Source organism: Actinoplanes subtropicus (assembly GCF_000721705.1).
Taxonomy (GTDB): Bacteria; Actinomycetota; Actinomycetes; order Mycobacteriales; family Micromonosporaceae; genus Actinoplanes; species Actinoplanes subtropicus.
In genome coordinates, this window is record NZ_JOJL01000004.1 from 549965 (window position 1) to 563289 (window position 13325).

Genomic DNA, 13325 nt, shown 5'->3' on the forward strand with positions numbered 1-13325 from the left:
GTACCCCACTAGTACGTCTCACGTTGTATCGTCCCACGTACTAGCGAGACGAGGGGGCGTGCATGGGCCAGGGACGAGTACGGCGGGTGTTTTGGTGGTGTTGCGGCTGCGCGGCGCTGTTCATCGTGTTCGCGGCTGCCACCGGGTACGGCATCGGCGCCCTGATCGCGGTGCTCGCCGGAGTGATCACCCTGCTGGCGCGGGCGATCCGCAGGCGCCGGCGCCGGTGGGCCAAGGTCCTGCTCGCGATGCCGCTGGCCGTCCTGCTGGCGCTCGTCGGCACGGTGGGCTACCTGGGCGTCCGTCACGTGCTGCCGCGCAGCCTGCCGGCGCCGACCGGGCCGTACCGGGTCGGCCGGGCCACCTTCGACTGGACCGATCCCGGCCGCATCGATCCGCTCGCACCGGAGCCCGGCCGGCACCGCGAGCTCTCGGTCTGGGTCTGGTATCCCGCGCCGGCCAGCACCCCCGGGCGGCCGGCGCCGTACGCGCCCGGCCACTGGGCCCGCATGCTGCGGTTCGGCATCCTGGCCAACCGTCTCGACGCCGTGCGCACGCATGCGGTCGCCGGCGCGCCGGTGGCCGCCGGCTCGTTCCCGCTGGTCGTCCTCGAACCCGGGATGGGCCTGGCCGCGCCGCAGTTCACCGCGCTCGCCGAGGACCTGGCCAGCCACGGCTACGTGGTCGCCGGCCTGACACCCACCTACAGCGCCAATGTCACCGTCCTGGATGGACACCTGGTCGCATCCACCCCGGCGGGCAAACCACAGGATCCCGACCGCGCCGGCGGGGACCGGCTCGTGGCGGAATGGGCCGCCGACGCCCGCTTCGTCGCCGGCCGGATGCCCGCTGCCGGCGGATCGCTCACCGGCCACGTCGACGCCGTGCACGTCGCCTACGTCGGGCACTCCTTCGGCGGCGCCGCCTCGCTGCAGGCGTGCCACGACGATCCCCGCTGCGCCGGCGCGGCCGACATGGACGGCACGCCCTACGGCCCGGTCGTGCGCCAGGGCCTCACCGCGCCGATGATGCTGCTCGGCACGCCCGGCGACTGCCTTGCCGCGGCCTGCCACCCGACCGGCGCCGTCGAAGCCGACATCGACACCGCCAGCCGGAGCCTGCGCGCGGCCAGCACCGGCCCGAGCTTCCGGTACGAGGTCGCCGGCGCGAAACACTTCAACTTCACCGACTACGGCGCCTACTACATTCCGGCGCCGCTGCACGGGTTGGTGCAGCTCGGCCCGATCGACGGCGACCGCTGCCTGACCGTCGTGTCCGCCTATCTGACCGCGTTCGCCGACCATGTGCTGCGCGGCGGCCCGGCGCCGCATCCGGACGGCCGCTACCCGGAAGTGCATCCCGTGGCCTGATTTGCGGTTTCGGCAAGTTTGCTACCGGCCCGGCGCGGCCTCCGAGCACGATCTCCGCAGCGGAACAGGAGGCGAACATGGTCCAGATCGCAAGTCCGGCGGAAGGTGCCGTACGGGTAGGAAATCGCTGGTCGGTCCTGGCGATCTGCTCGATGAGCCTCTTCGTGGTGGGGCTCGACACGACGATCGTCAAACTGGCGCTGCCCTCGATCGGGCAGGACCTGCGGGTGGGCACCCGCGGCCTGGAGTGGGCGGTCGACGCGTACACCTTCGCTCTGGCCAGTCTGTTGATCTCCGCCGGTGCCCTGGCCGACCGGATCGGCCGACGGCGCGTCTTCCGGCTGGGGCTGATCGTGTTCGGGGTGGCGTCGGCGGCCTGCTCGCTCGCACCGACCATCGGGGCGCTCATCGCGGTGCGGGCGGTGCAGGGCGTCGGCGGGGCGATGCTGAGCCCGGTCGCGCTCGCCATCGTGGTCAACGTCATCACGGACGCCAAGGAGCGGGCCCGGGCGATCGGCGTGTGGGCGGCGGTTTTCGGGGTCAGCATGGCCGCCGGGCCCCTGCTCGGCGGTGTGCTCGTCGCGGCCTTCGGCTGGCGGGCCGTCTTCTGGGCCGGCGTCCCGGTCATCGCGGTCGTCCTGCTGTTGACGGCCGTTTTCGTCCCGGAATCGAAGGCGCTGCGGCCGAGAAGCCTGGACGGAGCGGGTCAACTGCTGCTGGCCGTCGTGGTGGGCGGGTCGGTGGCACTCCTCATCGACGGGCCGAGGCTGGGCTGGGCCACGCCCCCGGTGGTCATCGGGTCCACCGTCGTGCTCGCCGCGGTGGCGGGCTTCGTGCGGGCCGAGTCCCGGCGCCGCGAGCCGCTCATGGACCTGCGGCTCTTCCGGCGCAAGCCGTTCACCGGTGCGGTCGCCGGTGCGGTCGCCGTCTTCGCCGTCCTGAACATGACGCTGCTGCTCGGCACCCTCTACCTGCAGAACGTGCGGGGCATGACGCCGGCCTCGGCCGGGCTCGTCACGCTTCCGCTGGCGGTTGCCGCGACCGTCTGCGCGCCAGTGTCCGGCTTCCTGGTCGGCCGTACCGGGCCTCGGCTGCCCCTGCTGCTCGCCGGGGGCAGCATCGCCCTGGGCGCGCTCGGTCTCGTGGGCCTGAACGACGACACCGGCCTCCCGGTCCTGCTGCTGTCCTACCTGCTGATCGGCGTGGGCATCGGCTTCGCGAACGCCCCGATCACCAACACCGCGGTCAGCGGGCTACCGGCCGATCGGGCGGGCGTCGCGGGCGGCATCACCTCGACCGCGCGCCAATTCGGCGCCGCGCTCGGCGTCGCCATCGCGGGCGGCATCGTCGCCGACACCGTACCGGCAGGTTTCGCCCATGCGTCACGATCAGGCTGGCTGGTCGTCGCGGCCGGCGGGCTCCTCCTGCTCGCCGTCGCCCGCGTCTCACCGGCCACGGGCCGAACACGGCCGTGACCCGGCCCCGATGCGCGCGTCATCGAGGCCGGGCCGGGCCGGGGCGTCACCTCAGCCGAGCACGCCGGCGAAGCGCAGGAAGGACGGGATGTCGTCGACCGGGGAGCCGTCCGGCAGGCGCACCCCCTGGCTCGGCGACCAGCTCGTCTGGTGCAGGTACGACGTCGGGTCGTGGCGGATCTGGCCGATGATGGTCTCGGCCACGATCCGGCTGCCCACCGGGCCCAGCGAGTTGCCCTGCGCCTTCACCTCCGACTCGCGCAGCACGTAGAACCACAACGGCGTACGCGTGGCGAAGCCGCCCTCGGTGATCGCGGTCGCCACCGGGCCGGCGGCCCCGGCGACCTGGGCGGCCGTCAGCGGGGGGAGGCCCAGCAGGTCGGCCACCGCCTGGCCGGTCGGCAGGCCGAGCCGGTAGCCGCGCAGCAGGTTGCGCCGGGCCAGGTGCTCGAGCAGGGCGATCAGGTCGGTGTTGTGCTGGTCCTCGCCGGCCGTCTGGTTGACCATCTCGGCCAGCGGCGCGGACAGGTGCGTGTCGATCCGGCGGGCGAACCTGTCCGGGAACAGGCTGTCCTTGTCGACGAACCGGTTCCACTCGACCGGCCAGTTGCTCGGCAGCGTCGGGTTCTGGCCCAGCCCGCCGACGCCGGTGAAGACGAAGAGCAGGCCCAGCGACGCGTTCTGCAGGACGTTGTTGCCGGGGCGCCCGAAGTTACGGTTCCAGTCGTACGCGCCGCGGACCATGCTGTGCCCGAAGCGGTACGCCGCGACCGAGAACTCCAGCGGCATGAACGTGCCGTCGTACAGCGCGTCGGCGTCGTTGCCGAGCACGAAGTCCACCACGTCCGGCACCGTCACGGTGCGCAGGAAGTCGTGGACCACCAGCCACTGGTACGTCCAGCGGGTCAGGTCGCGGGCCCGCAGGAAGACGTCGCTGACCCCGGTGCGCTGCGGCTCGTTGGTCCGCACCCAGTCGACCGCGGCGTTGTGGAAGCGCAGGAACGCCACATGCAGCTGCGCGACGACCAGGTTCTCGTCGTTGCGCGCGTCGCCGATCAGCGGCACCTTGTCGGCCCGCCGCGGTACGTCCCGGGCGAAGTCGTCGACCGGTGGGATGCGCACGCCGCCGGCGGTGACCGGCGTGAGCGTGCCGACCTGCAACTTCGCCCGGTCGTCGGTGCGGTACGGCACGAAGATCTGATCCGGGTCGGTGGGGGCCGGCGCGAACGGCCCGTCCCCGTACACCGAATCGAGGTTGAGGGCGGGGTTGCGGGCGTTCTTGAGCAGCGTGCGCACCTGCTCCGGGTCGAGCGGCGGCAGCGGCGTGTCCCGGATGCTGATCACCTTGTCGTTGTCCGTCGCCGCGGTGAGGTCGTGGTCGACGAACTGACCCCAATACGTGTAGATCGGCGGGATCGGCGAGCTGCGGTCGTCGGCCGGCGGCTCCTGGTCGATCATCGCCTCGCCCAGGTGGTTGAGCGCGGTCACGGTGGTGGTGACCTCGTCGTCGCTGCCGGCCGGGAGGTGCGCGTCGGGCTTGCCGACCAGGTCCGGGAAGAGGTAGTCGAAGTCGGTGGTGGCCACCGTGGCGTCCGTCGGCTCCTGAACCACCTCGCTGAGCCTGGTCCAGCCCTCCTGGGCGAGCTGGCCGGCGTCCGGCGCGGTGTCGGCGATCGCGTGCCCGCCGTGTCCCAGGTGGGTGATGATCGTGCTGAGCTGACCGTTCCTTTTCATCAAATTCCCCCGTGTCTCGTCAGGTTTTCAGCGTGACTCGCCGGACTGCCGAGCCGCCTCGGGGAACTCCCTCGGTTGTTGGATTGGCGACACATCCACCATGTAGCGCACCAGCTGCGTGCGCGAGCTGACCCCGAGCTTGCGGTACGCGCTGGACAAGTGGGTCTCCACGGTCTTGCGGGAGAGCCGCAGCGCGGTGGCCGCCTCCGGGTTGCTGAGGCCGCCCGCGACCGCCCGCACCACCTCCGACTCGCGCCGGGTCAGCCCCGCGAGCACCGTCTCCGCGTTCCGCAGCGGCAGGCTGGGCACCCCGGAGATCGGCTCGCGCGCGGCGAACACCATGGCGACCGGCACCTCGGTCACCCGGCGCGCGGCGAACAGCAGCGCGGTCGCGGACGGCTCGTCGATCGTGTCCACATCGTCCACCACGACCAGCAGCGGACGCGCCCTCGCCGCGGTCGTCATCAAGGTCAAAGTCGCCATGCAGATGGCGTACGCCTCGGGCCCGCCCGCCGGTCCGTCCCGCAACGCCAGCGCCGCCCCGAGCGCCCGCCGCTGCGGCGGCGGCAGCGTCGGCAGCCCGGCGAGCAGCGGCCGCAGAAGATCCCCCAGCGCCGCGTACGGCAGGCTCGCCTCGCCCGCGACGCCCGAGGTGGCCAGCACGGTCGTGCCCCGGGCATGCGCCATCAGGCGAGCCAGGAGCGCCGTCTTGCCCGCGCCCGGCTCGCCGGTGACCGCTACCGCGCCGCCCCGTCCGGCTCGTAGCCCGGCGACCAGCCGTTCGAGGCGCCGCAACTGCGACACCCGGCCGGTCGAGAGAGCGTGCGGCTCCGCATCCCATGGCATCTCGCCCCCGGGCAGAATCCGCGCACTGTCCGAACTCGACGATGCCGTTGCTTCCTGGCAGTCACCAGGCCGGAACGCTGGCAACAATCTGATAGCAACCTATCGGCGGATGTGCGGCAGCAGGGCGGGCACCTCGCGCATATGCCGGGCGTACGCCGGGCGGCGCTCCGCCGAGCGGCGGTCCATCATCGGCACGCTGACCAGGGCGAACAGCAGCACCATGAGGGCCGGCCCGGCGACCGACCACCACCAGCCCGGCGCCGCCGCGAGCCCGAAGAGCCACAGCCCCCACCAGAAGCCGATCTCGCCCAGATAGTTGGGGTGCCGCGAATACCGCCACAGTCCACTGTCGAGAATCCGCCCCCGATGAGCCGGGTCGGCGGCGAACCGGCGCAACTGCAGATCCGCGACCGCCTCGATGAGGATCGCGCCGGCCGTGACCACGACGGCGAGCACGTCCAGCACGCCGAACGGCCGCTCCAGCCGGGTCATCGCCGGCCAGACCGGCAGCAGCCCCGCGAAGACCACGAGCGTCGGCATCAGCTGGATCCCGGTCAGGTTGACCACCCAGAACGGCAGCCACGGCGGTCGTTGCTCGCGCAGCCGCACGTACCGCCAGTCCTCGTGGCCGAGGCCCCGCCAGCCCACGGCCCAGTTCGCGGTCAGCCTTACTGCCCAGATCAAAACCAGCGTGAGTACGAGGATCTGCCGGGCGCTCGCGTCGCCCCGCCACAGCGCCCAGGCGACCACGATGACCGCCGGGGCGACACTCCAATAGGGGTCGTAGAGGCTGGCGTTGCCGGCCACGGCACTGACCAGGAACACGACCACGGTCGCCGCGAGGTCGGCCTCGAACGTGTGCCACAGGGGACGGTCACCGGGAGCCGTCGCCGCCACGGCCCAGGCGGCCAGCCCGGCCACCGCGTACGCCATGGTCACCAGCCCGAGACCCACCCAGCGCGACCTCATGTCCGGCACGCTCCCGCGAAGAAGGAGACGGTGACGCGGGTCGGCGGCCGACCGTTCTCCGCGATGTCGAGCGGGATGCAGCCGGGTTTCTTGAGGTGGAAGCCGCCGATGTAGGCGGTGTCGCTGGTCGCGCACGCGTGGAAGACGACCTTGTCAGTGGGGGAGTATTGCCAGCCCTGGCCGTACTCGAGGCCGGCCGCGCCCGCATACCCGGCGGGGATCGTGACGGTGACCGTCGCTCCGGCCCGCACCTCGGCGCCGAGCTTGTAGTCGCCGGTGGCGGGGTCGCCGAAGTCCTTCGGGTTCGCGGTCGCCCAGGACCGCAGGCCGGGCCACTTGATCGAACCGACGACCAGATCCTCCGCGGCCGGCGACATGGTGATGGGGACGTGCGCCTCGGTGCCGGCGCATTCGATGTCCCGCACGCCCGGCGCGCTCCCGCCCGGCGCGGCGCTGACCGTGGGAGGCGCCACGCTCACCTGCGGCATCGGCTCCGGCACAGCGTTGCCGGCCCCGCACGCGGCGGTGACGGACAGGCTCACGAGGGCGGGAACGAGCGCCGCCCAGGCCCTTCTGATCATCGAAGCCCCCTCCGCGTCCGGCGCCGGGTCGTGCCCGGATCATAGGCCGCACGACCGACACTTCACGGCTCATCGATACCCGACCGTCCCGCGACACGGTCGCCGGTCGCCTTCGGCCAACCGGGGACGCGCGGCGAAGTGTGCACTTTGTTTTGCGCGTTTGCGCTGGTGAGGAAGCCGCGCGATAGTACGCGTCATGTCGACCGTCCGTCGTGTCGCCGCTGTCGCCGTGGTCGCGACCGTCATTCTCGGCCTGTCCGCTTCGGCGGCGCAGGCGCATCGGCGCACGACATTGTTCGTGTCGCCGCACGGGTCGGATTCCGCCGCCGGGACATTGGCGGCTCCGATGCGGACGCCGCAGGCCGCCGTCGAGCGGCTGGGGCGGGCGGGCGGCACCGTCCGGCTCGCCCGTGGGACGTACGGGCGGCAAAGAATTGTCATCGACGGGCGGGCGCATGTCGCGATTCTGGGCTCGCCCGGAGCCGTTCTCGATGGCACGGGGCTGAAGCCGCCGGCCGGGCGGAGTGGCATGGTGGAGATCCGGGACAGTTCGGATGTCAGCGTGTCGGGGCTCGGCATCGCCGGGTATCGCACGAAGGCGCTGTCGGCGGTGCCGATCGGCATTTTCGTGACCGGCTCCGGGCACGGGATCAGGCTCGCCGGGAACCACGTCCATCATCTCGGCAACGACAACGGGACTTTGGGCAGCTTCGACATCAACGCGCACGGCATCGCGGTCTACGGGACGGATGCCCGGGCGGCGATCGCCGACGTGCGGATCAGCGGGAACGAACTCGACCATCTCGTTCTCGGCGCCAGCGAGACCCTGGTGCTGAACGGGAACGTCGACGGCTGGTCGGTGACCGGCAACGTCATTCACGACGACAACAACATCGGCATCGACGCGATCGGGTTCGAGGACACCATTTCCGGGCCGGCCCGATTCACCGGCGTCAACCGGGCGCGGCACGGGCTGATCGCCGGCAACCGGGTGTCCCGCATCATCAGCGAGGGGAACCCGGCGTACTGGGAGGACGGTTCCTGGTGCAACTGCGCGGACGGCATCTACGTCGACGGCGGCGGCTCGATCGTCATCGCCGGCAACCGGGTGGACGCCTCCGACATCGGCATCGAGGTCGCCTCGGAATGGAAGCAGGGGCGCACGAACGACATCCGGGTGAGTGGCAATACGGTGACCGGAAGCCGTTACACGGGACTGGCGATCGGCGGGTACGACCGGGACCGCGGTGAGGCGTACGACATCGGGGTCTTCGGGAATTGGCTGCGCGGGAACAACACGCTGCGCGACGGCTCGCCGGAGATTTTGCTGCAGTATTACGTGCACGACACGACGATCAGTCACAACACCGTCATCTCCACGAACCCGGGCCAGACCGTCCTGCTCCACCGCGACGCCCCGGCCGGCGGTGCGGCGAAGAACGCCCGGCTCGTCCTGGACCACAACACGTATCAGGGCCGGGCCGCCGCCGGGCGGGAGCTCTACTACTGGAACGGCGTCGAGCGGCGCGGCCTGGCGGCCTACCGGGCGGCGAGCGGGCAGGACAGATCGAGCACCTACCGACGGAACCGATGAGGGCCCCGGACCCGTCGTAGGGGCATGAACCGGAGACTCGGCGCTCTGCTCGCCGTCGTGGTGGTGTTGGTGGCGGGCGCGTGCGGCTCCCGGGTGCCCGGTGACGCCGGGCGGATCGACGCGAAGCTGGTCAGCGACCTCGGACCGGGCGAGGCGCAGACCGTGGCGCAGTCCGTGGACGCGTTCGGCTTCGACCTGTTCCACCAGGTGGCCGACGGTAAGCAGAACACGATCACGTCACCGGTGTCGGTGGCCACGCTGCTCGCGATGGTCCTCGCCGGCGCCGACGGCGACACTGCCACGAAGATGGCTCAGGTGTTGCACCTCGGCGAGCGCCGCGACGTGCGGGTCGGCGCGCTGCTGCGCTCGCTGGCGGACACCGACGAGGTCGAACTCTCCGTCGCCGATGCGCTCTGGGCCGGCCCCGCCACTGCACTTCAAAAGGACTATCAAGATTTCGTACGCCGGACCTTCGGCGCCACGATCGGCCAGGGCGATCTCGGGTCGCCGGGCATCGTCAAGACGGTCGACGACTGGGCCGCGAAGAACACCGGCGGCCGGATCGACCACATCGCCGCCGATCTCGGGTTGCCGGACGCCCAGGCCGCCGTGGTGCTGCTGAACGCGGTCTACTTCCTCGGCCGGTGGCAGACGCCGTTCGACAGCGGCCTCACCCGCCCGGCGCCGTTCGCGGCCGGCGGCGCCGCGCCGGTGGACGTGCCGACGATGCAGCTGCGGGCCACCACCCTCGGCTACGCCCAGCTCGACGGCTATCGGATGCTGCGCCTCCCGTACGGCAAGAATGGCCGTTACGGCATGGAGATCATGCTGCCGGACCAGGGCCACTCGCTGGCTGGCATGCTCAAGGGGCTGGACGAGAGCACGTGGCGCGCGGCGGTCGGGCGGCTGAGCGAGCAGGAGATCGACGAGGTGACCCTGCCGAGGTTCGAGCTGCGCTGGTCGGGCCGGCTGATGAAGCCGCTGGCGCAACTGGGCATGCCCACGGCCGGGTTCGGCAGCATGTCCGCGGCGAACCCGGCCCTGGCCACGGTGGTGCACAAGACCTACCTCAAGGTCGACGAGAAGGGCACCGAGGCCGCCGCGGTCACCGGCGGCATGATGGCCACCGCGGGTCGCGCGAACCCGCTGGAGTTCCGGGTCGACCGGCCCTTCGCGTTCACCATCTCGGACCGGCAGACCGGCGCGATCCTGTTCCTGGGCGCCGTCGCCGACCCGCGGTCCTGACCCGCCTCAGATCGGGTTGCTGGTGTAGATCGCCGTGCTCGCCTGGCTGCCGATGAACGGGTTGTTGACCGCCCACAGCAGACCGCTCTCGTACTCGGGCACGTCGAAGTCGCACTTCACCCAGCCGCCGGCCGCGCCCCGGTCGTTGAAGCACTGCCGGGCCCAGTTGTGCCCCTGGATCGTGCCGGCGGCGGATTCCCCGTTCGCCTTGGTGTCCTTGACCCAGACGTAGTCGCCGTACGCGGCGAAGCACGCCTTCGCGCCGGTCGTCGACACGCACCAGACGTTGGCGTTGTCCGCGGCCGGCGGCGCGCCGCTCGGCGAGCCGGTCGTGGCCGACGCCGCGGACGCCGTTCCGGCCACGACGAGCGCCACCGTCGCGGGCACCACCAACGCGGCCGCCGTCAACTTCCGAGATTTCGTCATCATCCGGTTGGTACTCCTCCGGTCGGTTGATCTTGTCCGGGGAGACAGGGTAGCGCGAAGGTGACAACCCTTCCGGACGAGTCGGTCAGGTCAAGACGACGAAAGCCGTCGATGGGGGTTGGTATACCCGAACTCACCGTTTTCGGGGAGGTAGGGAATATGTATCGAAGACCGGTCAAATGGGTCGCGCTGGCCGCGGTGCTGGCCGGTGCGGCCCACGGTTTCCCGGCGGCCGCGGGGCGTACGGAAACCGCGGTGGTGAGCACGAGCCCGGTGAGCGGCGTGGTGGAGTCCGACGTGGCCCTGCGCCTGCCGTTGCCGGCCTCGGCGGGACCGCACCCGGCCGCCTGCGACTGGCTGCACTACCTGCGCTATCGCGACCGCAACGGCCCGGCGAGCGCGGCGAGCGCCGACCGGATCCTGGTGGCCCAGCCCGGCATCCTGGAGGGCGCGGGCGCCTTCGACAGCGTCGCCCGGGACTCCGTCGCCGAGGCCGCGCGCCGGGGGCACCACATCGAGTTCTGGGCGCTGGACCGGCGGTCGAACTGCTTGGAGGACCACACCGGCATCCGGGCCGGTCTCGCCGCCGGCGACGCCCGCGTCGCGCTCGACTACTACTACCACGGCGCCACGGTGGACGGCCGCCGGTTCGCCGGATTCCTGGACAACTCGCAGGTCGCCTGGCTCGCCAACGTCGGGATCGAGCAGACCGTACGGGACGAGTACGACGTGCTCACGGCCGAACTGCCCGACCCGGCCGTACGCCGGCAGAAGGTCCTCTGCGGCGGCCACTCGCTGGGCGGCGTGATCACCGGCTACTTCGCGGTCGCGGACTTCGGCGGCGACCCCGGCTACCGCCAGTGCGGCGGGTACTTCGCCCTGGACACCACCATCTCCACCTCGCTGGCCGACCTCAGCGGGCAGACCCCGTCCGGGGCGCTGCCGGACGTCGGCATCGGGTACGCGCTGATCCAGTCCGGCCTGGCGAGCGGCGTGCTCAGCCGTACGGTATCCGCACCGGTCCTGATCAACGCGGAGACCATGAACCTGCTGGCCGTGGCCGGCGTGGCCGCCCGCACCGACCCGGACCACGAGACGCTGCTGCCCGCGCTGCCCTCGAACACCAACATCGACACCACCCAGCGGATCCTCTTCGCCAAGGACTTCGCGACGTTCCTCGCCGGCTCGCCGTCCGTGCGCGACTTCCACCTGACCAACGCGGCGGTGCTCGGCGGCCTGCTGGACGACAACTCCCAGCCGCTGTCGTTCCTGGAGTCGAGCGACGGCTTCTTCGACGGCGGGCCGATCACCGACAAGAGCTTCCCGCTGCCCTCGGACGTCACCCGCGATCCGTCGCTGGGCGCGCTCGGCGGGCTGGTCGGCAACCGGCCGATGGCCATACCCGCCCAGCCGGACGGGCCGCTCTACACGTGGCGGAACTACAACCGGATCGGCGCGCCGGACGACCCCGGCTACCGGAGCGCGGACGGGCAGCTGTTCAGCACGCCGGGCGAGGAGGTGACCGACCTGCGGGAGCTCGCGCGCAGCCTCGCCGAGCACCCGCTCGACTTCACCGAGCAGTACTTCCCGACCAGGCTCGTCACCGACATCGAGCAGGACACGGCGCCGGAGATCACCCGCCTCGTGGCGCACCCCGAGGGCCTCACCGCCAACCCGATCATCACGCTGGTGGCCGGCGACGGGCTGCTCGCGGGGCGGACGCTGCCACCGGAGTACCACCCGGTCGTCGCCCCGGGATACCAGCATCTCGACGTTCTGACCGCCGCGCCGGCGCAGAACGACGGCCGGCCGGAGATCGTGTCGACCAGCCTGGCCGGCTTCGCCCTCTCCTGACCCCCCTTTGGCCCCTTTGGAAGGAGCAACCCATGTCCCGTTCCCTCGGCCGCCGCGGTGCTGTCGTGGCTTCCGCCGTCCTCGCGGTGATCGCCGTCCCGCTGCCCGCCTCGGCGGCGACGGTGTCCGCGCCGTACGCCTGCACCAGCCCGTTGGGCACGCAGAGCGTGACCATCTCGGCGTCACTCACCGCGACGCCCAACCCGGCCGCCGCCGGCGCGCCGGTACGGTTCCAGCTGCACGTCAGCAACCTCGGGCTGACCTCGCCGCTGACCGTCAACTCGTGGAGCGGCAGCGCCACGCTCGTGGTGAGCGGCGCGGAGACCGGCCAGTTCCCGGTCACCGGCAGCGGCGGGCCGATCGCTCCACTGCAGCCGATCACCGGCGACATGTCCGGCTCCTGGACGCCGTCGGCCACCGGCGTGGACGAGGTGCGCGGCGGCAACGTGGCGATCACCGCGAACGTCGCCCTGATCGGCAACGTGTCACTCAGCTGCACGCCGTCGCAGCCCCAGCCGGTGGGCGAGACGCTGACCGTGCAGTAACCCGCGCGGCCGGGCCCGACTGACCGATGGCAGGATCCGGGCGCCCGCTGACGACGCCGGAAAAATAGCCGGGGGACCGGGGGCGGAGGCGCCCCGCCCCCGGCTATTCTGTCGCGTCGAATTGATCAGGTCAGGAGGATGCGTGGGCGCTTCGGGGTGGGACTACTACATGCCCTACCAGGAAGACGTGTATCTCGCCTTCATCACCCTCCGGCAGCTGGTCTTCGAGGCCGGCGAGTTCCTCTGGGCGGTGAGCGGCAAGAACGCGTCCGACGACCCGGCGCGCCCGACGAGCGAGGACGAGTTGTGGGGCGAGGAGGTCGTGCGGCTCAAGGGCACACACTCGATCCTCGACATGTACAAGGTGCTGGCCGACGGCGAGAGCCCGAACTACGGCTACCTGCCGCACCCCTACGACACGTTCGAGGAGTACATGGCGCTGGTGAAGGAGCACGGCAACCCCGAGTACGGCGTGATCGTGCCGGTCGGCGAGGCCGAGGCGTACGAGGCGGCCGGCGACACCAAGCTCACCCGCAACCACGTGGCCCTGCTCGTACCGCTGGCCAAATATCCCGGTTTCGGCCGGGTCGCGGTGTTGCACGACGAACGTGGCACGCCCGCCGAGCTCTACTTCTGGGGATTCTCCGGCGACTGACGTCACATGGGGTGGCCCTGGGTTGACCTTG

At 71.5% G+C, this 13325-nt stretch carries 12 protein-coding genes; 7 read left to right on the forward strand and 5 right to left on the reverse strand.

Annotated elements, in window-relative coordinates:
• Nucleotides 1-62: 62 nt before the first annotated feature.
• Together IH26_RS53310 and IH26_RS0108380 are read left to right on the forward strand one after the other, a co-directional pair.
• Nucleotides 63-1370, forward strand: a complete 1308-nt coding sequence (locus IH26_RS53310) for an alpha/beta hydrolase family protein (protein WP_211268602.1) — start codon at nucleotides 63-65, stop codon at nucleotides 1368-1370.
• A gap of 77 nt (nucleotides 1371-1447) precedes the next feature.
• Nucleotides 1448-2845, forward strand: a complete 1398-nt coding sequence (locus tag IH26_RS0108380) for a DHA2 family efflux MFS transporter permease subunit (RefSeq protein WP_030435548.1) — start codon at nucleotides 1448-1450, stop codon at nucleotides 2843-2845.
• Between the two features lie 51 nt (nucleotides 2846-2896).
• Here the strand turns inward: IH26_RS0108380 and IH26_RS0108385 are convergent, their stop codons facing one another.
• The 4 genes from IH26_RS0108385 to IH26_RS0108400 all read right to left on the reverse strand — a co-directional run bounded on the left by IH26_RS0108385 (nucleotide 2897) and on the right by IH26_RS0108400 (nucleotide 6975).
• Nucleotides 2897-4579 (reverse strand): peroxidase family protein, encoded by a 1683-nt coding sequence (locus tag IH26_RS0108385; protein WP_030435549.1) that lies wholly within the window; start codon nucleotides 4577-4579, stop codon nucleotides 2897-2899.
• A 27-nt stretch (nucleotides 4580-4606) separates the two neighbouring features.
• Entirely contained in the window at nucleotides 4607-5425 is an 819-nt protein-coding gene (locus IH26_RS0108390) for a helix-turn-helix transcriptional regulator (protein ID WP_030435550.1), read from the reverse strand.
• A gap of 99 nt (nucleotides 5426-5524) precedes the next feature.
• A complete protein-coding gene (locus IH26_RS0108395) occupies nucleotides 5525-6394 on the reverse strand; it encodes a DUF1295 domain-containing protein (RefSeq protein WP_030435551.1) in 870 nt (289 codons plus the stop codon).
• Nucleotides 6391-6975 (reverse strand): hypothetical protein, encoded by a 585-nt coding sequence (locus IH26_RS0108400; protein ID WP_157437108.1) that lies wholly within the window; start codon nucleotides 6973-6975, stop codon nucleotides 6391-6393. Before IH26_RS0108400 ends, IH26_RS0108395 begins: the two co-directional genes overlap by 4 nt.
• 196 nt (nucleotides 6976-7171) lie before the next feature.
• On the opposite strand from IH26_RS0108400, the gene IH26_RS0108405 reads away from it, so the two are divergent.
• Together IH26_RS0108405 and IH26_RS0108410 are read left to right on the forward strand one after the other, a co-directional pair.
• The gene (locus IH26_RS0108405; protein ID WP_051807737.1) at nucleotides 7172-8569 is read left to right on the forward strand and encodes a right-handed parallel beta-helix repeat-containing protein; all 1398 of its coding nucleotides are present in this window, start codon (nucleotides 7172-7174) and stop codon (nucleotides 8567-8569) included.
• Nucleotides 8570-8593: 24 nt separating this feature from the next.
• Complete coding sequence (locus IH26_RS0108410; RefSeq protein WP_030435554.1) at nucleotides 8594-9814, forward strand: serpin family protein; 1221 nt, start codon at nucleotides 8594-8596, stop codon at nucleotides 9812-9814.
• Nucleotides 9815-9820: 6 nt separating this feature from the next.
• Here IH26_RS0108410 and IH26_RS0108415 read toward each other — a convergent pair whose 3' ends face one another.
• A complete protein-coding gene (locus IH26_RS0108415; protein WP_084598719.1) occupies nucleotides 9821-10243 on the reverse strand; it encodes a hypothetical protein in 423 nt (140 codons plus the stop codon).
• A gap of 156 nt (nucleotides 10244-10399) precedes the next feature.
• Here IH26_RS0108415 and IH26_RS0108420 point away from each other — a divergent pair, with 156 nt between their 5' ends.
• The 3 genes from IH26_RS0108420 to IH26_RS0108430 all read left to right on the forward strand — a co-directional run bounded on the left by IH26_RS0108420 (nucleotide 10400) and on the right by IH26_RS0108430 (nucleotide 13294).
• Nucleotides 10400-12094 carry a hypothetical protein gene (locus tag IH26_RS0108420; RefSeq protein WP_211268603.1) on the forward strand — a complete coding sequence of 565 codons (1695 nt, stop codon included), beginning with the start codon at nucleotides 10400-10402 and terminating at the stop codon, nucleotides 12092-12094.
• A gap of 32 nt (nucleotides 12095-12126) precedes the next feature.
• Nucleotides 12127-12639 (forward strand): hypothetical protein, encoded by a 513-nt coding sequence (locus IH26_RS0108425; protein ID WP_030435557.1) that lies wholly within the window; start codon nucleotides 12127-12129, stop codon nucleotides 12637-12639.
• A gap of 142 nt (nucleotides 12640-12781) precedes the next feature.
• A complete protein-coding gene (locus IH26_RS0108430; protein ID WP_245665008.1) occupies nucleotides 12782-13294 on the forward strand; it encodes a hypothetical protein in 513 nt (170 codons plus the stop codon).
• Nucleotides 13295-13325 lie beyond the last annotated feature (31 nt).

Excerpts from the sequence above, each read along its gene's own strand:
- IH26_RS53310 (WP_211268602.1), top strand. The coding sequence starts at position 63 with ATGGGCCAGGGACGAGTACGGCGGGTGTTTTGGTGGTGTTGCGGCTGC.
- IH26_RS0108380 (WP_030435548.1), top strand. The coding sequence starts at position 1,448 with ATGGTCCAGATCGCAAGTCCGGCGGAAGGTGCCGTACGGGTAGGAAAT.
- IH26_RS0108385 (WP_030435549.1), bottom strand. The coding sequence starts at position 4,579 with ATGAAAAGGAACGGTCAGCTCAGCACGATCATCACCCACCTGGGACAC.
- IH26_RS0108390 (WP_030435550.1), bottom strand. The coding sequence starts at position 5,425 with ATGCCATGGGATGCGGAGCCGCACGCTCTCTCGACCGGCCGGGTGTCG.
- IH26_RS0108395 (WP_030435551.1), bottom strand. The coding sequence starts at position 6,394 with ATGAGGTCGCGCTGGGTGGGTCTCGGGCTGGTGACCATGGCGTACGCG.
- IH26_RS0108400 (WP_157437108.1), bottom strand. The coding sequence starts at position 6,975 with ATGATCAGAAGGGCCTGGGCGGCGCTCGTTCCCGCCCTCGTGAGCCTG.
- IH26_RS0108405 (WP_051807737.1), top strand. The coding sequence starts at position 7,172 with ATGTCGACCGTCCGTCGTGTCGCCGCTGTCGCCGTGGTCGCGACCGTC.
- IH26_RS0108410 (WP_030435554.1), top strand. The coding sequence starts at position 8,594 with ATGAACCGGAGACTCGGCGCTCTGCTCGCCGTCGTGGTGGTGTTGGTG.
- IH26_RS0108415 (WP_084598719.1), bottom strand. The coding sequence starts at position 10,243 with ATGATGACGAAATCTCGGAAGTTGACGGCGGCCGCGTTGGTGGTGCCC.
- IH26_RS0108420 (WP_211268603.1), top strand. The coding sequence starts at position 10,400 with ATGTATCGAAGACCGGTCAAATGGGTCGCGCTGGCCGCGGTGCTGGCC.
- IH26_RS0108425 (WP_030435557.1), top strand. The coding sequence starts at position 12,127 with ATGTCCCGTTCCCTCGGCCGCCGCGGTGCTGTCGTGGCTTCCGCCGTC.